Origin of the sequence: Salmonella sp. 2020_1395, assembly GCF_043848115.1 — a bacterium.
Taxonomy (GTDB): Bacteria; Pseudomonadota; Gammaproteobacteria; order Enterobacterales; family Enterobacteriaceae; genus Salmonella; species Salmonella enterica.
Genome location: NZ_JBCMFH010000021.1, coordinates 39,193 through 63,822 on the forward strand (window position 1 = coordinate 39,193; position 24,630 = coordinate 63,822).

Annotated in this window: 23 protein-coding genes; 11 read left to right on the top strand and 12 right to left on the bottom strand. The window is 52.9% G+C overall.

Features of this window, described 5'->3' with window-relative positions; translation table 11 throughout:
* The first annotated feature begins 3 nt into the window (after nt 1-3).
* Nucleotides 4-729, top strand: a complete 726-nt coding sequence (phoU, locus tag ACH0WD_RS22450) for a phosphate signaling complex protein PhoU (protein WP_395202408.1) — start codon at nt 4-6, stop codon at nt 727-729.
* Between the two features lie 94 nt (nt 730-823).
* Here phoU and yieH read toward each other — a convergent pair whose 3' ends face one another.
* Both yieH and ACH0WD_RS22460 read right to left on the bottom strand, forming a co-directional pair.
* Nucleotides 824-1,489, bottom strand: coding sequence for a 6-phosphogluconate phosphatase (gene yieH, locus ACH0WD_RS22455; protein ID WP_000061717.1), 666 nt, complete (start codon nt 1,487-1,489; stop codon nt 824-826).
* 12 nt (nt 1,490-1,501) lie between these two features.
* Nucleotides 1,502-2,311 (bottom strand): WG repeat-containing protein, encoded by an 810-nt coding sequence (locus tag ACH0WD_RS22460; RefSeq protein WP_001747549.1) that lies wholly within the window; start codon nt 2,309-2,311, stop codon nt 1,502-1,504.
* A 205-nt stretch (nt 2,312-2,516) separates the two neighbouring features.
* Between ACH0WD_RS22460 and adeP the strand changes: the two genes are divergently transcribed.
* A complete protein-coding gene (gene adeP / locus ACH0WD_RS22465; RefSeq protein ID WP_001747550.1) occupies nt 2,517-3,854 on the top strand; it encodes an adenine permease AdeP in 1,338 nt (445 codons plus the stop codon).
* Between the two features lie 45 nt (nt 3,855-3,899).
* On the top strand, nt 3,900-4,325 hold the full coding sequence (locus ACH0WD_RS22470) for a hypothetical protein (RefSeq protein WP_001747551.1): 426 nt from the start codon (nt 3,900-3,902) through the stop codon (nt 4,323-4,325).
* 6 nt (nt 4,326-4,331) lie between these two features.
* On the opposite strand, the gene ACH0WD_RS22475 is transcribed toward ACH0WD_RS22470, so the two are convergent.
* The 9 genes from ACH0WD_RS22475 to rpmH all read right to left on the bottom strand — a co-directional run bounded on the left by ACH0WD_RS22475 (nt 4,332) and on the right by rpmH (nt 12,018).
* Entirely contained in the window at nt 4,332-4,916 is a 585-nt protein-coding gene (locus ACH0WD_RS22475; RefSeq protein WP_076938353.1) for an NADPH-dependent FMN reductase, read from the bottom strand.
* Complete coding sequence (locus tag ACH0WD_RS22480; protein WP_000190678.1) at nt 4,916-5,671, bottom strand: 4'-phosphopantetheinyl transferase superfamily protein; 756 nt, start codon at nt 5,669-5,671, stop codon at nt 4,916-4,918. Before ACH0WD_RS22480 ends, ACH0WD_RS22475 begins: the two co-directional genes overlap by 1 nt.
* A 157-nt stretch (nt 5,672-5,828) precedes the next feature.
* Nucleotides 5,829-6,788, bottom strand: a complete 960-nt coding sequence (gene yidZ, locus ACH0WD_RS22485) for an HTH-type transcriptional regulator YidZ (RefSeq protein ID WP_000749365.1) — start codon at nt 6,786-6,788, stop codon at nt 5,829-5,831.
* Nucleotides 6,757-7,944, bottom strand: coding sequence for an MFS transporter (locus tag ACH0WD_RS22490; protein ID WP_000819614.1), 1,188 nt, complete (start codon nt 7,942-7,944; stop codon nt 6,757-6,759). Before ACH0WD_RS22490 ends, yidZ begins: the two co-directional genes overlap by 32 nt.
* A 182-nt stretch (nt 7,945-8,126) precedes the next feature.
* A complete protein-coding gene (gene mnmE / locus ACH0WD_RS22495; protein WP_000019081.1) occupies nt 8,127-9,491 on the bottom strand; it encodes a tRNA uridine-5-carboxymethylaminomethyl(34) synthesis GTPase MnmE in 1,365 nt (454 codons plus the stop codon).
* A gap of 140 nt (nt 9,492-9,631) precedes the next feature.
* Nucleotides 9,632-11,278: a membrane protein insertase YidC gene (gene yidC, locus ACH0WD_RS22500; RefSeq protein WP_000378278.1), complete on the bottom strand. Its 1,647-nt coding sequence runs from the start codon at nt 11,276-11,278 to the stop codon at nt 9,632-9,634.
* Between the two features lie 2 nt (nt 11,279-11,280).
* Nucleotides 11,281-11,538 (bottom strand): membrane protein insertion efficiency factor YidD, encoded by a 258-nt coding sequence (gene yidD / locus ACH0WD_RS22505; protein WP_001307474.1) that lies wholly within the window; start codon nt 11,536-11,538, stop codon nt 11,281-11,283.
* Entirely contained in the window at nt 11,502-11,861 is a 360-nt protein-coding gene (rnpA, locus tag ACH0WD_RS22510) for a ribonuclease P protein component (RefSeq protein WP_000239725.1), read from the bottom strand. Before rnpA ends, yidD begins: the two co-directional genes overlap by 37 nt.
* 16 nt (nt 11,862-11,877) lie before the next feature.
* Nucleotides 11,878-12,018, bottom strand: a complete 141-nt coding sequence (gene rpmH, locus ACH0WD_RS22515) for a 50S ribosomal protein L34 (protein WP_000831330.1) — start codon at nt 12,016-12,018, stop codon at nt 11,878-11,880.
* Between the two features lie 660 nt (nt 12,019-12,678).
* On the opposite strand from rpmH, the gene dnaA reads away from it, so the two are divergent.
* The 4 genes from dnaA to gyrB all read left to right on the top strand — a co-directional run bounded on the left by dnaA (nt 12,679) and on the right by gyrB (nt 18,848).
* A complete protein-coding gene (gene dnaA / locus ACH0WD_RS22520; RefSeq protein ID WP_000059093.1) occupies nt 12,679-14,079 on the top strand; it encodes a chromosomal replication initiator protein DnaA in 1,401 nt (466 codons plus the stop codon).
* Nucleotides 14,080-14,083: 4 nt separating this feature from the next.
* The gene (gene dnaN / locus ACH0WD_RS22525) at nt 14,084-15,184 is read left to right on the top strand and encodes a DNA polymerase III subunit beta (protein WP_000673474.1); all 1,101 of its coding nucleotides are present in this window, start codon (nt 14,084-14,086) and stop codon (nt 15,182-15,184) included.
* A gap of 147 nt (nt 15,185-15,331) precedes the next feature.
* Nucleotides 15,332-16,405 (top strand): DNA replication/repair protein RecF, encoded by a 1,074-nt coding sequence (gene recF, locus ACH0WD_RS22530; RefSeq protein ID WP_000060081.1) that lies wholly within the window; start codon nt 15,332-15,334, stop codon nt 16,403-16,405.
* Between the two features lie 28 nt (nt 16,406-16,433).
* A complete protein-coding gene (gene gyrB / locus ACH0WD_RS22535) occupies nt 16,434-18,848 on the top strand; it encodes a DNA topoisomerase (ATP-hydrolyzing) subunit B (protein ID WP_000072046.1) in 2,415 nt (804 codons plus the stop codon).
* A 338-nt stretch (nt 18,849-19,186) separates the two neighbouring features.
* Here gyrB and ACH0WD_RS22540 read toward each other — a convergent pair whose 3' ends face one another.
* On the bottom strand, nt 19,187-19,879 hold the full coding sequence (locus tag ACH0WD_RS22540) for a hypothetical protein (RefSeq protein ID WP_000691472.1): 693 nt from the start codon (nt 19,877-19,879) through the stop codon (nt 19,187-19,189).
* A gap of 439 nt (nt 19,880-20,318) precedes the next feature.
* Here ACH0WD_RS22540 and yidA point away from each other — a divergent pair, with 439 nt between their 5' ends.
* From yidA to ACH0WD_RS22560, 4 genes are all read left to right on the top strand, one after another.
* Nucleotides 20,319-21,131, top strand: coding sequence for a sugar-phosphatase (gene yidA / locus ACH0WD_RS22545; protein WP_000985574.1), 813 nt, complete (start codon nt 20,319-20,321; stop codon nt 21,129-21,131).
* 201 nt (nt 21,132-21,332) lie between these two features.
* Nucleotides 21,333-22,355 carry a hypothetical protein gene (locus ACH0WD_RS22550; RefSeq protein ID WP_000747398.1) on the top strand — a complete coding sequence of 341 codons (1,023 nt, stop codon included), beginning with the start codon at nt 21,333-21,335 and terminating at the stop codon, nt 22,353-22,355.
* Entirely contained in the window at nt 22,352-23,491 is a 1,140-nt protein-coding gene (locus ACH0WD_RS22555; protein WP_001078025.1) for a BamA/TamA family outer membrane protein, read from the top strand. Before ACH0WD_RS22550 ends, ACH0WD_RS22555 begins: the two co-directional genes overlap by 4 nt.
* On the top strand, nt 23,488-24,615 hold the full coding sequence (locus ACH0WD_RS22560; protein WP_001258174.1) for a DUF4056 domain-containing protein: 1,128 nt from the start codon (nt 23,488-23,490) through the stop codon (nt 24,613-24,615). The genes ACH0WD_RS22555 and ACH0WD_RS22560 overlap by 4 nt, the downstream gene beginning before the upstream one ends.
* The last annotated feature ends 15 nt before the right edge of the window (nt 24,616-24,630 follow it).

Below are 24,630 nucleotides of genomic sequence, written 5' to 3' on the forward strand. Positions count from 1 at the left end.
GTAATGGACAGTCTGAACCTTAATAAACATATTTCCGGCCAGTTCAACGCCGAACTGGAAAGCATCCGCACTCAGGTAATGACCATGGGCGGCATGGTGGAGCAGCAGCTTTCTGACGCTATCACCGCCATGCACAACCAGGACAGCGAGCTGGCGAAGCGCGTGGTAGAAGGCGACCATCAGGTTAATATGATGGAAGTCGCCATCAATGAAGCCTGCGTGCGTATTATCGCCAAGCGCCAGCCGACGGCGAGCGATCTGCGTCTGGTAATGGCGATTATCAAAACCATCGCCGAGCTGGAACGTATTGGCGACGTGGCGGATAAAATTTGTCGCACCGCGCTGGAGAAATTCTCCCAGCAGCACCAGCCGCTGTTGGTCAGCCTGGAGTCACTGGGCCGCCACACCGTGCAGATGCTGCACGACGTGCTGGATGCGTTCGCGCGCATGGATCTCGACGAAGCGGTGCGTATCTACCGTGAAGATAAGAAAGTTGACCAGGAATATGAAGGCATTGTGCGTCAGCTGATGACCTACATGATGGAAGACTCGCGCACCATTCCCAGCGTGCTGACCGCGTTATTCTGCGCTCGTTCTATCGAGCGTATCGGTGACCGTTGCCAGAATATCTGCGAATACATCTTCTACTTCGTGAAGGGGCAGGATTTCCGTCACGTGGGCGGCGATGAGCTGGATAAGCTGCTGGCGGGGAAAGATCCGAAAGAGTAAATCTCATTCTTTTGCCCGGTGGCGCTGCGCTTACCGGGCCTACAGGTACAGATGCTGTAGGCCGGATAAGCGTTAGCGCCATCCGGCATTTCAGTTAACGCGTAATCTCCCACCCGCGCGCTTTCCACAATCCCGGCAACTGCGCCAAATCGGTAAACGTCGTCACGTTAGGGTGATCGATCGGTTTGTTATGCGGATCGGCGCAGAAATAAAACACTTCCATTCCCGCTGCAATTCCTGACTGCGCGCCCGCGCTGGAATCATCCACCAGAATACACTTCTCAACATTGACCTTCATGGCGTTCGCCGCATGGAGCATCAGCGCCGGATCGGGCTTCCAGCGTTGAATATCGTAACCGCTAAACAGCAAATCGGGAAAATAATGCAACATGCCCAGTTTACCCAGCGAATGCTGCATCTTACTGACCGGTCCGTTGGATACCACGCACATGGGTGTCTTAATGCTCTCCAGCAGGGTATTTGCGCCCGCGATCGCTTCCAGTTCGGTATCGAACAGACGCGCAACCTCGGCGCGATACACCGGCTCCAGAACGTCGCGTCTTAGTGTAACACCGTACTCCTTGCTGATAGTTTCGATAATTTCGTAGAGTTTTACGCCCTTAAAGCGTTTAAATACCGTTTCGAGATCGAGCGTGATGCCAAATTCCTGAAACATTGCGACATAGGCGCGTGAACAGATCACTTCACTATCGACCAGCGTACCGTCGCAATCGAAAAATACCGCTTCTATCATGGACATGATGTTTCCTGTTTAGTCGCCAAACCGTGGACGCGCGCCGCGTTGCGTTAACCATTTTTCTGTGTCATCCCGACTGTAGCGCAGCGGCCTGACCAGGTTGCCTGTTTTATCGATCACTCCCCAGCGCCCGTTTTTAGCAACGGCGATGAAGTTGATATTGTACCGATAATCTGTATTAGAGACAGTATCGTAGCGAAAGGGAATAATGATGTTTCCTGAAAAATCAAAAAGGCCGTATAAAATCTTGTCGTTCATCCGCTTTCCCGCGACAAACGCATCGGGTCGCTGGTTTATCATCTGTATCGACGAAAATTGCGGCGCAATAATCACATTGCCGTAAGCATCGCCCAGGCCGCTTAGCTGAGCGCTATTCTGGTAAGTCCAGAGAAAAACTATGGCGCTGCTTTCGGCTAACTCAATGCTGGAATAGACGGGCGGGTAGATAAATTGCTGCTGGCGGGCGCTATACAAACCGGTATGGTTACCGGTGAACGATGTTGAGACGTAAAACAGATCTGTTTCGCTGTCATAATTCTCAATATAGATTTTTTGCCACGGAATGATTGCCTGCCCAGCGGCGTTGTAGAGTCCACAAAACTCATCCTGACAGATGACGTAAAAGCGCGTTACTGGCAGTCTTAAACCGTCGGCGCTAAAAGAAACGTCAGATATTTCTACCCGGTCAGGTTTTAGCGGTAACGGTACCGGTGCGTTCAGGTAAGTTTTTGGTTGAATGGTGCTGATAAGACTCAGAATGGATGAGCCTGCCGCCCCGGATGTTGAAGAAACCAACGCGAGTAAGAAAAACAGACGGGTAAACATAAAAATCCTTTTCATATCCTGGTCGCTGCCTCAGTATTTCCTGTCTCATATCGCTAGTTTAACGTTTACGTAATGCTGAATGAGGGGACGCAATCGTTGCCGTACTAACAAATTGAGTGAAAAAAATTACCACACAACTGCGCCAGGTGTCGCATTTTGGTATAGGATAACGGCGAATTTTCCCTCCTTTCTCCGGAAATTGATAATGAGTCAACAACACACCACCCAGGCTTCTGGTCAGGGTATGCTGGAACGCGTGTTTAAACTGCGCGAACATGGCACGACGGCACGAACCGAAGTGATCGCCGGTTTTACCACTTTCCTGACGATGGTTTATATCGTTTTTGTTAACCCGCAAATTCTGGGCGTAGCTGGCATGGACACCAGCGCCGTCTTTGTGACCACCTGTCTGATTGCGGCCTTTGGCAGTATTCTGATGGGCCTGTTCGCTAACCTGCCGGTGGCGCTGGCGCCCGCGATGGGGCTGAACGCGTTCTTTGCCTTCGTGGTTGTGCAGGCAATGGGACTGCCGTGGCAGGTAGGCATGGGCGCCATTTTCTGGGGCGCTGTTGGTCTTTTATTGCTGACTATCTTCCGCGTGCGTTACTGGATGATCGCCAACATTCCGGTCAGCCTGCGCGTGGGCATCACCAGCGGCATCGGCCTGTTTATCGGCATGATGGGGCTGAAAAACGCCGGCGTGATTGTCGCTAACCCGGAAACGCTGGTCAGCATCGGCAACCTGACCTCGCACAGCGTGCTGCTGGGGGTTCTCGGATTCTTTATTATTGCGATTCTCGCTTCGCGCAACATTCATGCGGCGGTGCTGGTGTCCATCATCGTCACGACGCTGCTTGGCTGGATGATGGGTGATGTACACTACAACGGCATTGTCTCCGCGCCACCAAGCGTCACCAGCGTGGTAGGGCATGTCGATTTGGCAGGCTCGTTCAATCTTGGCCTGGCGGGGGTTATTTTCTCCTTCATGCTGGTAAACCTGTTTGACTCCTCCGGTACGCTGATTGGCGTGACCGATAAAGCCGGCCTGGCGGATGAGAAAGGCAAATTCCCGCGCATGAAGCAGGCGCTGTTTGTTGATAGTATCTCTTCCGTCACTGGCGCATTTGTCGGAACGTCTTCTGTGACCGCTTATATTGAATCGTCTTCCGGCGTTTCGGTGGGCGGTCGCACCGGTTTGACGGCGGTGGTGGTCGGTATTTTGTTCCTGCTGGTTATCTTCCTGTCGCCGCTGGCGGGCATGGTGCCGCCTTACGCGGCGGCGGGCGCGCTGATTTACGTCGGCGTGCTGATGACCTCCAGCCTGGCGCGGGTAAACTGGCAGGATTTAACCGAATCGGTCCCGGCGTTTATTACGGCGGTAATGATGCCGTTTAGCTTCTCGATCACCGAAGGTATCGCGCTGGGCTTTATCTCTTACTGCGTGATGAAAATCGGTACCGGTCGCCTGCGCGACCTTAGCCCGTGCGTAGTGATTGTCGCGCTGTTATTCGTGCTGAAGATTGTGTTTATTGACGGCCACTAAGAACAACGAAATGGGCGGTAAAACCGCCCATTAACGTATAGAAACATGGACAAAATATTTATTCATCTCCCCAAACATTTAATTCGTTATGAAACAGGCCAGGCTATCGATTCCCTGGCTCAGCGTTTCAGCCTGCCTAATGAATCTTGCATGCAAGATTGGCCAATCGAGGTTGCGGATAATCGACGGTTGGATGAGTTTTTATCGGCTTATAGCGAATGCAACGATGATGAATGCTTTGTGTTAATGATAATACTTCTTGAATGTATAGATAACTTTGGTGAGCAGTACCATAAGCATCCTTCCTGGCCAGTAATCTATGACTTACTGGATAAACATATCACCAGACATATCTATACAGTGTGGTATTGGTCATGTACGGACTGTAAGGATGAAGAGTTGGAAGATGCTTTTTACATCACATCGGATATGCGTGCTTTACTAAAAAAGCACGCGTATTTACTACGGTGATAATCCTCAGTGTTTCACCCGCTGAATAAACTCGCCAAATGCGGTCAACTGACCGGTCAAATGATCTAACGTTCCCTGATCCACCACTTCTCCAGTCTGCGGGTCGACTTTATTCTGAATCACGCCGCCCATAAACTCCGGTTTATTCATCACCATCGCATCAAGGAACACCAGAATCTGGCGCAGATGATACTGGCAGCGCGCGCCGCCAATCGCCCCCATTGAGCTGGTCTGGATAAGAACGGGCTTACCCGCCAGCGGCTGCTCAGGCAGACGGGATAGCCAGTCGATGGCATTCTTCAGGCCGCCGGGAACGGAATAGTTATATTCCGGCGTCACAATGACGACGCCGTCGGCGTTGCGAATCTGCTCCGCCAGCGCCTCTACGCTGGCTGGAAATCCCTCTTCCTGCTGGATATCGGCGTCATACAGCGGAATATCCCCGATCGAAGGCAGCGGCGATACCGTCATTCCTGCCGGCGCGACTTTAGGCAGCGTACGCGCCACCATCCCGTTAAAGGAACCTTTGCGTAAACTTCCCAGCAATGTAACCACATTCAGCGTTTCAGACATACGTGCCCCTTTTTTCATTATGAACGATTAAGCGTATACGATTTGGCGGCGGGGAGTTGGGCGAATCGCATCAGACGACCGGTTGGCTCATTGGCGCGCGTCTGGATATCGGGCAGGCTTTTCCAGCCCAGTTTGCCATCGAACTCCCACACTTTTAATTTTTCTATCGCTGGCGTAACGGTTACGGACCATACCAGCACATCTTCCGCATCGCACACGGCTTCAAGCTGCGTGACATGCGCGCACTTCAGGCGTCCGGCCACGGGTAAAAGTTGCAGCTCCCGCGGATCGTCATTCATGACATCGCCGGTGAGTTTTAACACGCTCTGGCGCAATGTAATGAGTTGCGCTCGCGCTTCGTTGGGATCGTTTTGATTGGCTACCCATAAGTTTTCATTACGGGAGAAAGGGTGGCGTTCGAGCGAATGCGGATGGTGAAAGCCGCGGGAGGTGCGCTGTAATTCCATATCCAGCCCGCACTCTCCTTCGGTGGTCAACGCCACGCCAACCATATTTCCGGCGTAGGAGATAGAAAAACCTGGCAGATTTTTGTCACGAAACGCGGGTTTACCTTTCGCCTGAATAATGATTTCCGGCAGCTCGCTAATTCCGTACAGCATAAACATCAGTTCGGCAAGAAGGCCTCTGGAGGCGAGAAAACGCGTTCGTCGGTGAGCAGGCAGGTTTCTGGCTTCAATATGGCAAGACGAAGAGAGACGAATTGAAACCAACTGTCCCTCCGTAAGTATCCCTCTGGCAAAGTGAGTCGCCATTTTTCGCTCCGTGATTAATGGGCCGTGATAATGACGAGAGTAACATTAACGTAAATTATGGACAGGTTTTACGCGCTAAAAATTCAATTTCAGAAGGTTCTTTAATCAGACGGTGACATTTCTGGTAAGAGGAAGGTTAATTTATCAACGCAGGTGGTCAGATAAGGCGACGGCAGAGCGTGTTGATAGCCTGTCGTAGCCACACAATCTTGGGATTATGACTATTACGTTTGTGCCATAATAGGGTAAACGGCACCATCAGCTTTTCCCGCTGTTGCGCATCAAAAGGCAGGGGGCGCGCCACTAACGGTAGCTGGTGGAGCTGATTGTAGTGCTGGCAATAGCGCGGCGCGGTTGCTATCAGGGTGTGATCCGGCTGGGCGGCCATAAAGAGCGACTGCTCGAACCCCGGCAGGCTCAACGCAATATGGCGTTTGCGTCCCATTTCTTGCAGGACATCATCCAGCGCCCAGGTATCGCTTTGCTCCCAGCAAATACTGATATGCGGGTAGCGCAGAAAAGTGTCCAGATCCCACGCTTCACGCAGTGCCGGATGATCTTCCCGCAGCCAGACCCACGGCAAATCGCTAAACAGTACCTCAAAATCAATCGCGAGCGGCAACAGACTGAGCAATTCTCGCGAGCGGGGATGGCTTTCGCGTCCGGTAAATCCGATATCGACTTCCCCGCGCGTAATCGCCTCCAGCGAGTCATAATCCCAGTTGCGAACCTTAATGGTAGCCTGCGGATAGCGCTGATAAATCTGCTGCGACAGTGAATTAAACATAATCATCATCAGCGGCGACTCTGCCGCCAACTCAAATTTTAAACCGCGCGGCGTTTGATGATGCGGCTTATCAAGCAGTTGATTCCCCATCTGCATCCAGTCCGCCAGACTTTGCTCCATACTGACCATCAGCGGCGTCGGCGCCAGGCCCAGCGGCGTATTGACGAACAGCGGATCGTCAAACCATGCCCGGAGTTTCGCCAGCGATTTGCTGACCGCCGAGGGCGTTACGTTCATCCGTTTTGCAGCTTTAGTGACGCTGCGCTCCTGCATGAGTAACTGTAGGCATAACAGCAGATTAAGATCGAGATTGGTAAGGGATTTCTTCATGCTCGGCTACGGACCTGTTGGGCGCGACGGAGAAGATCAGCAGAATACTCACTATGCTACAACCAATCAGAATCCCGATCAGCATATTCATCGCGCTGATACCGAGTATTGCCGCCAGCCAAATCCACAGTGATGAACCGCAAACCTGCGCGATACCGAGCGTGGAACTGGCCACTCCGGCGCGCAGCGAAAATGGCCCCAGCGCCTGGCTCATCGCGACGCCAAAACCAACCGAGAATCCGGCGCAGATAAGCGTCAGGCCAAAGAGTGTGACGGTATTGGTATGAGCAAGGCTTAACGTCACGCCAGCCGTCAAAAACAGCCCCTGTGAGACGAGCATTAAAGTTCGCGGCTTAAATAACCCAAGCGCAAAAGGGGTGGAAAAAGAGACGACCATACTGACGCCTGCGGTGAGCGCCATGGTAATGGCATAGTCGCCACGACTAAATCCCATCACCTCCATCAGCAGCACTGGAGAGGCATTGACGAAGGTCAGGATCACCGACACGCTAAGGGTGGTGATCGCCAGTCGACTGACGAAAAAACGGTTAACCAGCGACTCGGCGGCGGGCGACGATCGTGATAAATCGCGTGGAGCCAGCCTTGCCGGGCGCGTCTCGCGCAGGATAAACAGTGATAACAGGCCCACAATAATGCCCATCGCGGACATCGTATAGAACAGACTTTGCCAGGGGAAACGAAGCATAATCAAATGCCCCACCACCGGGGCGAGTACCGGCACAATACAGGTAATCCCATTCAATAATGACAGCACTTTCGCCCGGCGATGCTCGTCGAGCGTATCGCGCAGAATGGCGAACGCCACCACATAGCAGCCGCCTGCGCCTACTCCCTGAAGAAAACGCCCACTCAGAAATAGCGAGCCTTCCGACGCCCGTGAACAAAGCAGTGAGGCCATCATAAAGACGAGCGCGCCGACGATCGCGACCGGCTTGCGGCCTGACTGGTCGGCTATCTTCCCGGCAAACAGCATGGCCGTCGCCATTCCGGCCAGGTAAACGGAGAAGGCGATATGCAACTGCGCCTCGCTGGCGTTCAGATCGGCGGCTATACGCGGTAAACCGACCAGATACATATCAATACCGGCAGGATAGAGTAAAACCAGGGCAAAACTACACAGTAGAAAACGTTTCATAGCGGCCTCACGAAAAGTGTGGCGCTAAGAATACGGGGCGACGTTGCGCGAGACGAGTTGCCATTTGGACAACAGTGATTTCCTCATGGGAAATTATTGCTGCCGGATGGCGGCGTAAACGCCTTATCCGGCTTACGGGTTTTGTAGGCCCGGTAAGCATCGCGCCACCGGGCAATACAACGTTACTTACCAATACAGAAGCTGGAGAAAATCCGTCCCAGTAGGTCGTCGGAGGTAAACTCGCCGGTAATCTCGCTTAAGCTTTGCTGCGCCAGGCGCAACTCTTCCGCCAGCAGTTCCCCTGCCCATGCGCCTAATAACTGCGCTTTGCCCTGCTCAAGATGTTCAGCGGCTTCCGCCAGCGCCTGTAGGTGACGGCGGCGGGCCAGGAAGCCGCCTTCCATATTGGTATCAAACCCCATGCTCTGCTTGAGGTGGTTACGCAACACGTCGACGCCTTCGCCGGTACGCGCCGAGAGGCGAACCAGTGAGTGACCGTTTACTTCACTAATACCCAACGTTTCGCCGGTGATATCCGCCTTGTTACGTACCACGGTAATCGGTAGATTTTTGGGCAGACGGGCGATAAAGTCCGGCCAGATGTCGGCAGGGTCAACGGCGTCCGTCGTGGTGCCATCCACCATAAACAGCACGCGGTCGGCCTGTTCAATCTCCTGCCAGGCGCGTTCGATGCCGATACGCTCAACTTCGTCGCTGGCGTCGCGCAGTCCGGCGGTATCGATGATATGCAGCGGCATCCCGTCGATGTGAATATGCTCGCGCAACACGTCGCGCGTGGTACCGGCGATATCGGTAACAATGGCCGCTTCACGGCCTGCCAGCGCATTCAGCAGGCTGGATTTCCCGGCATTCGGGCGTCCGGCAATCACTACCTTCATCCCTTCGCGCAGCAGGCTGCCCTGGCGCGCTTCGGTGCGCACGGCGTCAAGATCGGCGATGACGCCATTGAGCTGCGCTTCGATTTTGCCGTCAGAGAGAAAGTCGATCTCCTCATCCGGAAAATCGATAGCCGCTTCGACGTAGATTCGCAGGTGAGTAAGTGCTTCCACAAGGTGGTTAACGCGGGCGGAAAATGCCCCCTGTAACGAGTTTAGCGCCGAACGCGCCGCCTGTTCGGAACTGGCATCGATCAGGTCGGCAATGGCTTCTGCCTGGGCTAAATCGAGCTTATCGTTGAGGAACGCTCGCTCGGAGAACTCGCCCGGTCGGGCAATGCGCACGCCTGGAAGCGTCAGGATACGTTTTAACAGCAGGTCCAGGATCACCGGACCGCCGTGCCCTTGTAGCTCCAGCACATCTTCACCGGTGAAGGAGTTCGGGCCGGGGAACCACAGCGCAATACCCTGATCCAGCGCGCTGCCGTCAACGTCTTTAAACGGCAGGTAGTCGGCATAGCGCGGCTTCGGCAGCTTGCCCAGCACCTCTTGCGCAACGTCACGCGCTTTCAGACCAGAGATACGCAGGATACCCACGCCACCGCGTCCCGGTGGGGTTGCCTGGGCGACGATAGTGTCGTTATGGCTCATGGTTAGTCTCAACTTTGTTGCAATAAAAAAGGCGGTCATATGACCGCCTTTTGATTGTAGGCCTGATAAGCGTTAGCGCCATCAGGCTGACCGGCGCGCCTTGCCGGATGGCGGCTTCGCCTTATCCGGCCTACACCGAATCAGGATTTTTTCTTCTCGCGGCTATGCAGGCCACGCTTCTCCAGACCACGGTAAATCAGCTGCTGCTGAATGATGGTGACCAGGTTGCTGACGATATAGTACAGCACCAGACCTGACGGGAACCACAGGAAGAACACCGTAAAGATGACCGGCATAAAGGTCATGATCTTCTGCTGCATCGGGTCGGTCACGGTGGTCGGCGACATCTTCTGAATGAAGAACATCGTTACGCCCATCAGGATCGGCAGAATGTAGTACGGGTCCTGTGCGGACAGGTCATGAATCCACAGCGCGAACGGCGCATGACGCAGTTCAATGGAACCCATCAGCATGTAGTACAACGCCAGGAAGATAGGCATCTGGATGATCAGCGGGAAGCAGCCGCCCAGCGGGTTAACCTTCTCCGCTTTGTACAGGGCCATCATCTCCTGGCTTTGGCGCTGTTTATCATCGCCAAGACGTTCGCGCATCGCCTGAATTTTCGGCTGCAGCATACGCATCTTCGCCATTGACGTGTACTGCGCTTTGGTCAGCGGGTACATGATACCGCGAACGATAAAGGTAATGATGATAATGGAGAAGCCCCAGTTGCCCACAAAGCTGTGGATCCACTTCAGCAACTTGAACAGCGGCTGAGAGATGAACCACAACCAGCCGTAGTCCACGGTCAAATCCAGGTGCGGTGCAACAGCCGCCATTTTATCCTGAATTTCCGGGCCGACCCACAGGGTGCTGGTCATCGCGCCAGTCTGGCCTGGCTGTACCAGTACCGGCTGCGCTTTATAGCCGATAGCGACAATGCCGTTACCCAGATTGGCGGTGTAGAAATTGTTGGTGCCGTCGTTACGCGGAATCCATGCGGTAGCGAAATACTGCTGCAACATTGCCACCCAACCGCCTTTGGAGCTGACGTTGAGGTTTTCGTTATCGGCAATAGTGTCGAATTTGTATTTCTCATACTTCTCATCCGGCGTGGAGTACGCTGCGCCACGGAACGTATGCAGCGCAAAGTTGCTGCTGCCGGTGTCGCGATGAGGAGGCAGGTTGACGGATTGTTTTAACTGACCAAAGGTGGAGACTTCCAGCGGTTTTTCGCCGGTGTTCTGCACGCTATAGTTCACGTTAACCGCATAATCGCCACGCTTAAAGACAAACGTTTTGGTAAACGTGTTGCCTGCGGCGTCAGTATAAGTCATCGGAACCTGCAGTTCGTTCTGACCGTCGGCCAGTACAAACGCATCTTTCTCGACGTTGTACAGCGGACGCGGGCCGTTCGCCGGGTTATCCGGGCCGTCACGGCCTGTCAGGCCGCTTTGCGCCTGATAGATAAACTGCGGGGTGGTTTCCAGCAGCTGGAACGGTTCGTTGGAACCCAGTTCTTTCGGGTAAGCCGGGAGCAAGGCCTGCTCGACATCACCACCACGGGTGTTGATAGTCAAATCAAGCACATCGGTTTTCACCGTAATCATTTTCCCCTGGCCACTGGCTGGTACGCCCTGGTCGGCGGCGCTACCCGCTGCGGTGGTCGTTGTCTGCGTGGTCTGTTGAGTCTGAGGTTGCGGATTTTTATCCTGCTCCCAGGCTTGCCAGATCATGAAAGACACGAACAGCAAAGCGATGACTAAAAGATTGCGTTGCGAATCCATCGTTAGTGTTCTCTGGTATCAAATGGTCCGGGCGGGACGGGATCGTCACCACCAGGGTGTAAAGGGTGGCATTTTAATACGCGTTTCACCGTCAACCAACTGCCTTTTATCACTCCAAACCTGCGCAATGCCTCAATTCCGTAGCTTGAGCACGTTGGCGTGAAACGACAATGCGGCCCAAGCAGCGGACTGATCAGGCGTTGATAGACCCGAATAAGGGCTATCAGGACCCGCGAGCCAGGCGACAGTGGCGGCGCCATAATTTTTCCAACGCTTCCGAGAGAGCACGGTTATCGAGGTCGGCAACCCCTTTTTTCGCCACCACCACGAAATCCATTGCAGGAAGTTCATGCTGGCGCAGACGGAAGCTTTCACGCGTCAGACGTTTAATCCGGTTGCGTTCATGCGCTCGTCGAACGTTTTTCTTGGCGACGGTAAGACCGATACGGGGATGCCCCAGCGAATTCAGGCGGCCGAGGATGGTGATTTGCGGCGTGCCAGCCCGTTGAGGTTGCTGGAAGACGAATGTGAAATGAGCGGGAGTTAACAAACGTAACTCCCTGGGAAATGCGAGCTTAACCACTCAGGGGTTAGCTTTATTACTTGGAAACGGTCAGACGAGCGCGGCCTTTAGCACGACGACGTGCCAGAACCTGACGACCATTTTTAGTAGCCATACGAGCACGGAAGCCGTGAGAACGGTTGCGCTTCAGTACAGACGGTTGAAAAGTGCGTTTCATGGCGATTTCTACCTAAACTTGAATAAATTCACTGACTTTTGCGTATACCCGAACAAACTTTGAACGACTTACGCCACAGTGTGGGTGATTAAAGAGGCCGGATTGTAATAATTGTACACTCCGGAGTCAATTCTCTTTCCTTATTTTCCCGCGATTTTCCACGCCTTTTTGTGCGGAAAATAAGCAGCGTTGACGCCATATGACGGGCATTGCGCGACGGGTGGAGAATTATACGGACTGCCAAGTAAAGCGCAAGGATCGCCCTGGATCTTTATGCGATCTTTTAGGCGTCTGCTCACCTTTACCTATTAATTTTTTCAATATGCGCGCGAAAGCGTACAGGAGTTCCCCAGGATCGATTACACTTATCCTTTCCTGGAAAGTCCTGTGGATAAATCGGGAAGAATCTGTGAGAAACAGAAGATCTCTTGCTCAGTTTAGGCTATGATCCGCGGTCCTGATCGTTTCAAACGATCCTGGTCAGGCATGAACACGAAATCTTTCAGACTGCGTGAAGTCGCGATCGTTTGAAAGATCCGTGAAAACCGCAGACAGCGGTTCGTGCGTCACCCTTCATGCAGGGTCTTATCGACGTGCGCCAACAATCATTAATGTATCAGCCTTTGTCATTTATCGACTTTTGTTCGAGTGGAGTCCGCCGTGTCACTTTCGCTTTGGCAGCAGTGTCTTGCCCGATTGCAGGATGAGTTACCAGCCACAGAATTCAGTATGTGGATACGCCCGTTGCAGGCGGAACTGAGCGATAACACGCTGGCTTTGTATGCGCCAAACCGTTTTGTGCTCGATTGGGTAAGAGATAAGTACCTCAACAATATCAATGGATTACTCAACACATTCTGCGGCGCGGATGCCCCACAACTGCGTTTTGAAGTGGGAACAAAGCCCGTTACGCAAACGCTAAAAACGCCTGTGCATAACGTTGTCGCGCCTGCGCAGACAACGACGGCGCAGCCGCAGCGCGTAGCGCCTGCGGCCCGTTCGGGCTGGGATAACGTACCAGCGCCGGCGGAGCCGACCTACCGCTCCAACGTCAATGTTAAACATACATTTGATAACTTCGTCGAAGGTAAATCCAACCAACTGGCGCGCGCGGCGGCACGTCAGGTGGCGGATAATCCTGGCGGCGCTTATAACCCGTTATTCCTCTATGGCGGCACCGGTCTGGGTAAAACTCACCTGCTGCACGCGGTGGGTAACGGCATTATGGCGCGCAAACCCAACGCGAAAGTCGTGTATATGCACTCCGAGCGCTTTGTGCAGGACATGGTAAAAGCCCTGCAAAATAACGCCATCGAAGAGTTTAAACGCTACTACCGCTCCGTTGACGCATTGCTGATCGACGATATTCAATTCTTCGCCAATAAAGAACGATCCCAGGAAGAGTTTTTCCACACCTTTAACGCTCTGCTGGAAGGCAATCAGCAGATCATTTTGACGTCGGATCGCTATCCGAAAGAGATCAACGGCGTTGAGGATCGTCTCAAGTCCCGCTTTGGTTGGGGGCTGACAGTGGCGATCGAACCGCCAGAACTGGAAACCCGCGTGGCGATCCTGATGAAAAAAGCGGACGAAAATGATATTCGTCTGCCAGGCGAAGTAGCGTTCTTTATCGCCAAGCGTCTACGCTCTAACGTACGTGAACTGGAAGGCGCGCTGAACCGGGTGATCGCCAATGCCAACTTTACCGGCCGGGCGATTACTATCGACTTTGTGCGCGAAGCGCTGCGCGATTTACTGGCGTTGCAGGAAAAACTGGTCACCATCGACAATATTCAGAAGACGGTGGCCGAGTATTACAAAATCAAAATTGCGGATCTGCTTTCTAAGCGTCGATCTCGCTCGGTAGCACGTCCGCGCCAGATGGCTATGGCGCTGGCAAAAGAGCTCACCAACCACAGTCTGCCGGAAATCGGCGATGCGTTTGGCGGGCGCGACCACACTACCGTACTTCATGCCTGTCGTAAAATTGAGCAACTGCGTGAAGAAAGCCACGATATCAAAGAAGATTTTTCGAATTTAATCAGAACATTGTCGTCGTGATCCTATGAAATTTACCGTTGAACGTGAACATTTATTAAAACCGCTTCAGCAGGTCAGCGGCCCGCTGGGCGGTCGTCCTACGCTGCCGATTCTCGGTAACCTGCTCCTCCAGGTAGCGGACGGTACGCTTTCTCTGACCGGCACCGATCTTGAAATGGAGATGGTCGCGCGCGTTACGCTTTCTCAGCCGCATGAGCCAGGCGCCACTACCGTGCCGGCGCGGAAATTCTTTGATATCTGCCGCGGCCTGCCGGAGGGCGCGGAGATTGCCGTTCAGTTGGAAGGCGATCGGATGTTGGTGCGTTCTGGCCGTAGCCGCTTCTCGCTGTCTACGCTGCCTGCCGCCGATTTCCCGAATCTTGACGACTGGCAAAGCGAAGTTGAATTTACGCTGCCGCAGGCCACGATGAAGCGCCTGATTGAAGCGACCCAGTTTTCGATGGCCCATCAGGATGTGCGCTACTACTTAAACGGTATGCTGTTTGAAACGGAAGGTAGCGAACTGCGCACTGTCGCGACCGACGGCCACCGTCTGGCGGTGTGCTCAATGCCGCTGGAAGCGTCTTTACCCAGCCACTCGGTGATTGTGCCGCGTAAAGGCGTGATTGAACTGATGCGTATGCTCGACGGCGGCGAAAACCCGCTGCGCGTGCAGATCGGCAGTAATAATATCCGCGCGCACGTCGGCGACTTTATCTTTACCTCGAAGCTGGTGGATGGTCGCTTCCCGGATTACCGTCGCGTTCTGCCGAAGAATCCGGATAAGCATCTGGAAGCGGGCTGCGATATCCTCAAGCAGGCGTTTGCCCGCGCGGCAATCCTCTCGAATGAGAAATTCCGCGGCGTGCGTCTGTACGTCAGTGAGAATCAGCTCAAAATCACCGCCAATAACCCGGAGCAGGAAGAAGCGGAAGAGATTCTGGATGTGAGCTACGGCGGGACGGAGATGGAAATCGGCTTTAACGTCAGTTACGTGCTGGACGTGCTCAATGCGCTGAAGTGCGAAACCGTGCGCATTATGCTGACGGATTCCGTATCCAGCGTACAGATTGAGGATGCGGCGTCACAGAGTGCTGCCTACGTTGTTATGCCAATGAGGCTGTAGAATCTGAAAAGGGGCTGGTTTACTTGCCATTTCGCCTCCCGGCAGTGCTCGAAATGCTCACGTACTTCGTGTACGCTCCGCTTTCTGCGCGCTGGCGGTAGACGAACTGGCTGCGACACACACGCCCCTGGACGAATGTACTAATATATGTCACTGACGCGCCTTTTAATCAAAGACTTCCGCAACATAGAAAATGCGGATCTCGCTTTATCCCCCGGCTTTAACTTCCTGGTTGGCGCCAACGGCAGCGGCAAAACCAGCGTGTTGGAAGCTATCTATACGCTTGGCCACGGTCGGGCGTTTCGCAGTTTGCAGCCTGGCCGCGTGATTCGTCATGAGCAGGAAGCGTTTGTTCTTCACGGGCGATTACAGGGCGAAGAGCGTGAGACGTCGATTGGTTTAACCAAAGATAAGCAGGGCGACAGCAAAGTCCGTATCGATGGTACCGACGGTCACAAGATCGCGGAGCTGGCGCATTTAATGCCGATGCAGTTGATTACGCCGGAGGGGTTTACTTTACTCAACGGCGGCCCCAAATACAGAAGAGCGTTCCTTGACTGGGGATGCTTTCACAACGAAGCCGGATTCTTCACCGCCTGGAGCAACCTGAAACGATTGCTGAAACAGCGTAATGCCGCGCTGCGCCAGGTGAGTCGTTATGAGCAATTGCGCCCGTGGGATAAAGAGCTGATTCCGCTGGCGGAACAAATTAGTACCTGGCGGGCGGAGTACAGTAGCGCTATCGCACAGGACATGGCGGATACCTGTCAGCAGTTTTTACCTGAATTTTCCCTGACGTTCTCTTTCCAGCGCGGCTGGGAGAAAGAGACAGACTATGCGGACGTGCTGGAGCGAAGCTTTGAGCGTGACCGTATGTTGACCTACACCGCGCACGGGCCGCATAAAGCGGACTTTCGCATTCGCGCCGACGGCGCGCCGGTGGAAGATACCCTGTCGCGCGGGCAGCTAAAGTTATTGATGTGCGCCTTACGTCTGGCGCAGGGCGAGTTCCTCACCCGCGAAAGCGGGCGGCGCTGCCTGTACCTGATAGATGATTTTGCCTCTGAACTTGACGATGCGCGTCGCGGACTGCTGGCCAGCCGCTTAAAAGCCACGCAATCGCAGGTCTTTGTCAGCGCAATTAGCGCTGAACACGTTATAGACATGTCGGATGAAAATTCGAAGATGTTTACCGTGGAAAAGGGTAAAATAACGGATTAACCCAAGATTAAATGAGCGAGAAACGTTGATGTCGAATTCTTATGACTCCTCCAGTATCAAAGTCCTGAAAGGGCTGGATGCGGTGCGTAAGCGCCCGGGTATGTATATCGGCGACACGGATGACGGCACCGGTCTGCACCACATGGTATTCGAGGTGGTAGATAACGCTATCGACGAAGCGCTCGCGGGTCACTGTAAAGATATCGTCGTGACTATTCACGCCGATAACTCCGTGTCCGTAACGGATGATGGCCGTGGCATTCCGACCGGTATTCACCCGGAAGAAGGCGTCTCGGCGGCGGAAGTGATCATGACCGTTCTGCACGCGGGCGGTAAATTTGACGATAACTCCTATAAAGTCTCCGGCGGTCTGCACGGCGTGGGCGTCTCGGTAGTCAACGCTCTGTCGCAAAAACTGGAACTGGTTATCCAGCGAGATGGCAAAATTCACCGTCAGATCTACGAGCACGGCGTGCCGCAGGCACCCCTGGCCGTCACTGGCGATACCGATAAAACCGGCACGATGGTACGTTTCTGGCCGAGCCACGAAACCTTCACCAACGTCACTGAATTTGAATATGAGATCCTGGCGAAACGCCTGCGTGAACTGTCATTCCTGAACTCAGGCGTCTCCATCCGCCTGCGCGACAAGCGCGATGGCAAAGAAGATCATTTCCACTACGAAGGCGGCATCAAGGCGTTTGTTGAATATCTCAACAAGAATAAAACGCCGATCCACCCGAATATCTTCTACTTCTCCACCGAAAAAGACGGTATCGGTGTGGAAGTAGCGCTACAGTGGAACGACGGTTTCCAGGAAAACATCTACTGCTTTACCAACAACATTCCGCAGCGCGACGGCGGTACCCACCTGGCAGGCTTCCGTGCGGCGATGACCCGTACGCTGAACGCCTACATGGACAAAGAAGGCTACAGCAAAAAAGCTAAAGTCAGCGCCACCGGCGATGATGCCCGTGAAGGTCTGATTGCGGTGGTTTCCGTGAAGGTGCCGGACCCGAAATTCTCCTCGCAGACCAAAGATAAGCTGGTCTCTTCCGAGGTGAAATCGGCGGTAGAACAGCAGATGAACGAACTGCTGAGCGAATACCTGCTGGAAAACCCATCTGACGCGAAAATCGTCGTCGGCAAAATTATCGACGCCGCGCGTGCGCGTGAAGCGGCGCGTCGCGCCCGTGAAATGACCCGTCGTAAAGGCGCGCTGGATTTAGCCGGTCTGCCGGGCAAACTGGCGGACTGCCAGGAACGCGACCCGGCGCTGTCCGAACTGTACCTGGTGGAAGGGGACTCCGCGGGCGGCTCTGCGAAGCAGGGCCGTAACCGCAAGAACCAGGCGATTCTGCCGCTGAAAGGTAAAATCCTCAACGTCGAGAAAGCGCGCTTCGACAAGATGCTCTCCTCTCAGGAAGTGGCGACGCTGATTACCGCGCTGGGCTGCGGTATCGGTCGCGACGAGTACAACCCGGACAAGCTGCGTTATCATAGCATCATCATCATGACCGATGCGGACGTCGACGGCTCGCACATCCGTACGCTGCTGTTGACCTTCTTCTATCGTCAGATGCCGGAAATCGTCGAGCGCGGCCACGTCTACATTGCCCAGCCGCCGCTGTACAAAGTGAAGAAAGGCAAGCAGGAACAGTACATTAAAGACGACGAAGCGATGGATCAGTACCAGATTTCCATCGCGCTTGACGGTGCGACTCTGCACGCGAACGCTCATGCGCCGGCGCTATCCGGCGAAGCGTTAGAAAAACTGGTCTCTGAATATAACGCCACGCAGAAAATGATTGGTCGTATGGAGCGTCGCTTCCCGAAAGCGCTGCTCAAAGAGCTGGTGTATCAGCCAACTCTGACCGAAGCCGATCTTTCTGATGAGCAGACTGTAACGCGCTGGGTGAATGCGCTGATTACCGAGCTGAACGAGAAAGAGCAGCACGGCAGTCAGTGGAAGTTCGATGTTCATACTAATACGGAACAGAATCTGTTCGAGCCTATCGTTCGCGTGCGTACGCATGGTGTGGATACCGATTATCCGTTGGATCACGAGTTTGTGACCGGCGCGGAATATCGTCGTATCTGCACGCTGGGCGAGAAGCTGCGCGGTCTGATTGAAGAGGACGCGTTCATCGAACGCGGCGAGCGTCGCCAGCCGGTAAACAGCTTCGAGCAGGCGCTGGAGTGGCTGGTGAAAGAATCACGTCGCGGTCTGGCTATCCAGCGTTATAAAGGTCTGGGTGAAATGAACCCGGATCAGCTGTGGGAAACCACCATGGACCCGGAAAGCCGCCGTATGCTGCGTGTGACCGTCAAAGATGCGATTGCTGCCGACCAGCTGTTCACCACGCTGATGGGTGATGCCGTTGAGCCGCGTCGTGCCTTTATCGAAGAGAACGCCCTGAAAGCAGCGAATATCGATATTTAATATTCCCGCGTAATCTCTCCCTTATATAAGGGAGAGATTTAGTCTGTAGGTTGAGGGGAGCGAATCCCAACATTTAACAGCGCCTGGAAGGTTTGTCAGTAGTCTGAGATTTAGTAACGCATTGGGGGTAGTGAGTGCAATACAATGACGTATCCTATAACCACTATAAGTAATGTTATAACTAATATTTTAAATAATGTGTTCATAATATATCCTTGATGTATTTTCCATTGTTTAGCATTAAAGATACGTTGTTGGTTGGATAGAGTATTTACTCCGCCATCCGACAAGGTGAGGCTGACATAGAATGCCTGAATACATTCAGGCATTCTTTATTGTTAGTAGCGCATCGCCGGTAAAGAATTCATGATAATAATATAGCCAATTGCCTGGAAGGGCGCAGTGACAACATCGCCAATAATAGAGAATGGCATTAATAAAACCTTAGCCGAGAAATGCTTCTTATCACGTGTGAAATTTATTTTATGGGAAGATTTTAGTAATATTTCATTTTCATTATCGGCATCTTTGGGTTGGATTTTTCCTGCTAACGTAAAATAAAAAGGACTGCCAGGATCGTTTTCATGTACATAAAATGCCTCTCTGACTTTTGATTTTTCTTCTCCCGTCAAAGACTTATAACTGTATCTAATATCTGAAGGGCGGACGCAATGAAACTCATTTTGTTTGTTCCCTTTTTTACTATCGGTAGAACAGTAAAGCTGTTTGGAAAATTCGATAATTCTTTTATCGATATGAGGATTATTCAGTAAAGTGACGAAATTTCTGGTTGTTGTGTTGATATTATCATCTTTTATATCAAGTTGATAATTATTGTCTTCACCAACAAATGTCCACGTTTTCTCTCCGTTTGTAGTCGTTGATGGTTTGATACTTTTTATTTCATCTGTTTTCCAGACTTCTGTCGTGGGTGCGCTTTCCGTTTTTATAGTATCGAGTAAAGATGACGTCATACAACCGCTTAAAAAATAACTCATGGCAATGGCTGATATTATTTTAATTATTTTCATGAATGTATTCCTTACATGTCATATTCGTTATTATTACCACGCCGCTAATTTTATTGCTATTTTTTCTATCTGCGCTTTCTTACCGGTGTGCCGTTTAATCGAAAGCTGTGTTATTTTTATTTTTTTCAGAGAGTACTAACGGTAATTGTCATCAAATTATTCATTCCTCAAATGGTTTAACGGGACACTCAGTCTCTTTTTCTTCTATATACGGTGAGTTTCCCAATAACCTCCTTTATTTTTCTGTATGTTATTGCCTGATAAATCGGTCAATGCACAATAGAAGCAACCATTGTAAAGACCGTTAAACTCCTCATCATGTCGGACAAAAGAGGAATCCTTTTTCCAGAGTTTATCCCCCTTTATCCCTGACTCTTTTGCTGTTTTTTGAGCGGAATCGCGTTAGCATGAGTCAGGACTCATTTAATGCGGGGATTTCATGGCTATCAAACTTATTGCTATCGACATGGATGGCACCCTTCTGCTGCCCGATCACACCATTTCTCCGGCGGTTAAAAACGCGATTGCCGCTGCGCGTGAAAAAGGGGTAAACGTGGTGCTGACCACAGGCCGTCCGTATGCGGGTGTGCACAGCTATCTGAAAGAACTTCATATGGAACAACCCGGCGACTACTGCATCACCTACAACGGGGCGCTGGTGCAGAAAGCAGGGGATGGCAGTACGGTGGCGCAAACAGCGCTCAGCTATGATGACTACCGTTACCTGGAAAAACTGTCCCGTGAGGTGGGTTCTCACTTCCACGCATTAGACCGAAATACGCTTTATACCGCTAACCGCGATATCAGCTACTACACGGTGCATGAGTCGTATGTGGCGACCATTCCGCTGGTATTTTGTGAAGCGGAGAAGATGGACCCGAACACCCAGTTCCTGAAAGTTATGATGATCGATGAGCCTGTCGTTCTTGACCGGGCGATTGCGCGTATACCGGCAGAGGTGAAGGAAAAGTATACCGTGCTGAAAAGTGCGCCGTACTTCCTTGAAATCCTCGATAAACGGGTTAATAAAGGCACCGGCGTAAAATCACTGGCCGAGGCGCTGGGTATTAAGCCAGAGGAGGTGATGGCGATTGGCGATCAGGAAAACGACATTGCGATGATCGAATACGCCGGCATGGGCGTGGCAATGGACAACGCCATTCCGTCGGTCAAAGAGGTGGCTAACTTTGTGACTAAATCGAACCTTGAAGATGGTGTTGCCTGGGCGATTGAACAACATGTTCTGTCCTGATTCACTCCGGCCCGATCGCCGTCGGGCCGATAGTTCCACTCATGAAGCTAATGTGTTGCAACAAAGACGTTGTAGAAAATAGTTTTTTATTTCAAAAGATTAATTCGCACAGAAATCCCGCCCACCAGGCGACGATTACTATATTCTCCCTCCTCCTTTCGATCCGGCGGCGCTTCTCGCCAGAATAAACGCTTCATCATTATGAAAAAACGCTCCCTTTTGCTGTTGGCGCTGCCCGCTATGGCTTTTTCTACCTGGGCGGCTACCAGCCCCCCGGCGAACCTGTCGCCTGTTTATAGCTATCAGGATGACGTCCCATCTGCTGCCACACCGCCAGTCGCGACAACGCCGGTGGCAAAGCCTGCCAGTACATCAGTGTTGCCTTTTCTGGGTGATGAAGCCCGAAAGCGTGGCTATGAGCTTCCCGAGCCATTTGGTCTCAATATTAACTACATGAATATTGGGCAGAATATTAACGTTGATAGCATCAACTTTAATGGCCTGGCTTTAGGTCCCAACGGGGGAATTCCATTAGATAACGCATTTAAAATTAACGTCGGTCATACCCGTGAAAAGAGCAAGACCGAAACGGTCAAGCTGGATGCCTGGCTGCTGCCATTTATGAATGTGTACGGCCTGGTGGGCTATACCGATGGTCATTCCATTTCGCAAATTGGTGTTGGGTTGATGACGAAAAATGGCCACGTTTTTCATCCCGCCGATCTGCAAAACCTCAAGTTTAAACTCGACTTTAAAGGCACTACCTATGGCATCGGCACCACGCTGGTCGGCGGTGTAGGTAACTGGTTTACCGCTGTTGATGCTAACTACACCCAGACACAGTTCGATATTCTTGATGGCAGCATCGACGCCTTTACCGTCTCACCTCGCGTTGGTTACCGTTTTACCACCCCGGGTATAGATAAGATGCATCTGCCGTCGGGCAAGCTAAACGTCTGGGTCGGCAGCATGTATCAGGATGTGCAGCAGGAGTTTAAAGGCAGCCTCGACGACCTGACCATGCCGTCAGCGACGCTACAAAGGCTGGTGAGTATGGCTAACTATAACAATAACGGCCGCTTTGACGTCAAACAGCATCTACAATCACCGTGGAACATGCTGCTGGGCGCTCAGTATGAAATAACCCGCCATTTCAACGTTACCACCGAGTTTGGCTTTGCCGAGCGCAATAGCTTCTTTGTGGCCGGTGAGTACCGCTTTTGAACCGCTGCCATTGCCGACTGTTGCTTTGCGTCGCCGGTGTGCTGTCCGGCGTGGCGCAGGCGGCGCTGCCCAGCCGCAGTCAGGTGGACGGCTGGCTACAACAAATGGGGGATAGCGATACTTACGATGCCGCCAAAGGCGTCAACTGGGGAGTAATGCCCGGGCCATTTTATACCCCTGAACTGGGGCTGGGCATCGGCACCGCCATCGTCGGTATGTATCGCCCCGATCCTGCCGATAAGGTTAGCCAGGTATCCACGCTGTCGCTGAGCGGCTATTTCAGCTCCACAGGCGCTTTTGGCGTAAGCCTGCAAAATTACGCTTTTTTCGCGCAAGATCGCTGGCGTTTCTTCCTCACTGGCGCATTGAGCGACACGCCCACTTACTATTGGGGACAGGGTTTTGCCGCCGGTGATAAAGACAGCCATAAGCAGGCCTATACTGCGCAGGTGCTGGATCTGCAACCCATGCTGTATCGTCGGCTGGTCAACAATATCTATCTTGGCGTTGGCTGGACGCTGGATATACAGCACGCCGCGCAAATTGATGAGACCGATCCGCCCAAAATTCAAAGTACAGCGCAGGGCTGTTCTTCACTGAGTAACGGCGGTAGCGTTGAGATTAGCTGGGATGATCGTGATTTTATACCTAACCCACGCAAAGGGCAGTATGCCACCCTTCGCTATACCCACTTCGCACCGGACGTCGGTAGCGATACGCGGTTTGATGAATACCAACTGCACTATAGTCGTTACCATGCCCTCAATGATAAAGATGTGCTGGCCTGGGAAACGGACGGCGCCTTTACTCAGGGTGATGTGCCGTGGAATATGCTGCCGCTGCTGGGCAGTAACCATCGTATGCGCGGCTATTATGAAGGGCGCTATCGCGATAAAAATGCTATCAGCGGTCAGCTGGAATATCGCCATAAGCTGAGCTGGCGGCATGGCGTTGTCGGTTGGGTGGGCGCGGGCACCATGGGATCGTCTTTGCACCATCTGGATGACGGGCGATGGCTGCCTTCTGCGGGCGTGGGCTATCGCTTTGAGTTCAAGCCGCGCGTCAACGTGCGGCTGGATTACGGCGTGGGCAAAGCTAGCAGCGGTTTTTATTTTCAGGTAGGAGAAGCATTTTGAGGTCCGTCGTTCGGGTTATCTTTCTGGCGCTGCTGTTTCTGGCGGGGAGCGCCCGCGCCGCCTTACCACTGACGCTCTATCTGTCCTCTCTCCCAATGCCAGTTGCCAGTGAAGCCTGGCCGACGATGCCGCCGCAGCCACTGCCAAAGGGGTTGCGTCCGTGTTGCGCTTTTGGTTACGACCTGCATGCCGAGCTGCTGGGACTGCCGGTTCCGTTCTATCAGTTAAATAACATCGTGACGGTGGACTCGCTGGGGCATCATCAGTACAACGACCATCTGTACTCGGGCGTGGCAAACCTGATTGGCCTTAGCGGTGAGAATAACGGTATTGTGTATACCTTGCGTGGCGGATTCATCGACACCGCACATGTGCGGGATACCGCTGATATGACAGTGTATATCTTCAGCCAACTACTACCAAAGCTGGGGCAGGCTTTTACGCTGAATCTGGGCGAGGAGCTGGCCGAACGGCGTCTGGTTTTTACTGCTTTTACCCCTCCGGTCGATGCACGCGAGCGATACACGCTGGCCGCCTGGTTGTCGGCGCATCTGGCGTTCCAGGTGGCGGAGTGGCACGAAATCGCCCAATGGTACGGTTTCGAGTCTGTTCGCGGATTTTCTGAGGGAGTATCGGCCTTTTCGCCGGAAGATCTCTATTCTAACCTCGCGGGTGCCCGTCTGGCGGCGTCTTTAATTGTCGGCGGCCAGACGAAAACGCAAGAGATGTACAACACGGCGATGGAAACTGCGCTGCGGCAAGCGCTGACGCAGCTGGCAGCGCAGCCGGCGCAGATCACCCGTTTTCAGTTTGATATGCTTGATGGCCGTTGGTGGAACAGCCAGCGGCGGGTACCGGAAAAATATCTGGTGCTGCATCGTAATTATCAGATGGGCGATGACCGCCTGCCGACCGCCATTCCTGGCGAGATAATGCCGCTATTGCCGCTGAGCTTGCCCCATCGCTGGCGCGGTATCCAGCTTAGCACGCTGGCGCAACTACAATTGTGGCCCAGCGAGGATATGGCGCAGCTACCGCCTCCCGCGCACTATTACAGCGAAAAAGATTTTGCCGCCCTGGCGGAGCAGGCACGGCTACAGGACGAAAAAACACAGAATCATTAAACAGGCAGTAGCCGT

Bases quoted from the DNA above. Each gene is read 5' to 3' on its own strand.
- phoU (WP_395202408.1), top strand. From the start codon at position 4: ATGGACAGTCTGAACCTTAATAAACATATTTCCGGCCAGTTCAACGCC.
- yieH (WP_000061717.1), bottom strand. From the start codon at position 1,489: ATGTCCATGATAGAAGCGGTATTTTTCGATTGCGACGGTACGCTGGTC.
- ACH0WD_RS22460 (WP_001747549.1), bottom strand. From the start codon at position 2,311: ATGTTTACCCGTCTGTTTTTCTTACTCGCGTTGGTTTCTTCAACATCC.
- adeP (WP_001747550.1), top strand. From the start codon at position 2,517: ATGAGTCAACAACACACCACCCAGGCTTCTGGTCAGGGTATGCTGGAA.
- ACH0WD_RS22470 (WP_001747551.1), top strand. From the start codon at position 3,900: ATGGACAAAATATTTATTCATCTCCCCAAACATTTAATTCGTTATGAA.
- ACH0WD_RS22475 (WP_076938353.1), bottom strand. From the start codon at position 4,916: ATGAAAAAAGGGGCACGTATGTCTGAAACGCTGAATGTGGTTACATTG.
- ACH0WD_RS22480 (WP_000190678.1), bottom strand. From the start codon at position 5,671: ATGGCGACTCACTTTGCCAGAGGGATACTTACGGAGGGACAGTTGGTT.
- yidZ (WP_000749365.1), bottom strand. From the start codon at position 6,788: ATGAAGAAATCCCTTACCAATCTCGATCTTAATCTGCTGTTATGCCTA.
- ACH0WD_RS22490 (WP_000819614.1), bottom strand. From the start codon at position 7,944: ATGAAACGTTTTCTACTGTGTAGTTTTGCCCTGGTTTTACTCTATCCT.
- mnmE (WP_000019081.1), bottom strand. From the start codon at position 9,491: ATGAGCCATAACGACACTATCGTCGCCCAGGCAACCCCACCGGGACGC.
- yidC (WP_000378278.1), bottom strand. From the start codon at position 11,278: ATGGATTCGCAACGCAATCTTTTAGTCATCGCTTTGCTGTTCGTGTCT.
- yidD (WP_001307474.1), bottom strand. From the start codon at position 11,538: ATGGCGCCGCCACTGTCGCCTGGCTCGCGGGTCCTGATAGCCCTTATT.
- rpmH (WP_000831330.1), bottom strand. From the start codon at position 12,018: ATGAAACGCACTTTTCAACCGTCTGTACTGAAGCGCAACCGTTCTCAC.
- dnaN (WP_000673474.1), top strand. From the start codon at position 14,084: ATGAAATTTACCGTTGAACGTGAACATTTATTAAAACCGCTTCAGCAG.
- recF (WP_000060081.1), top strand. From the start codon at position 15,332: ATGTCACTGACGCGCCTTTTAATCAAAGACTTCCGCAACATAGAAAAT.
- gyrB (WP_000072046.1), top strand. From the start codon at position 16,434: ATGTCGAATTCTTATGACTCCTCCAGTATCAAAGTCCTGAAAGGGCTG.
- ACH0WD_RS22540 (WP_000691472.1), bottom strand. From the start codon at position 19,879: ATGAAAATAATTAAAATAATATCAGCCATTGCCATGAGTTATTTTTTA.
- yidA (WP_000985574.1), top strand. From the start codon at position 20,319: ATGGCTATCAAACTTATTGCTATCGACATGGATGGCACCCTTCTGCTG.
- ACH0WD_RS22550 (WP_000747398.1), top strand. From the start codon at position 21,333: ATGAAAAAACGCTCCCTTTTGCTGTTGGCGCTGCCCGCTATGGCTTTT.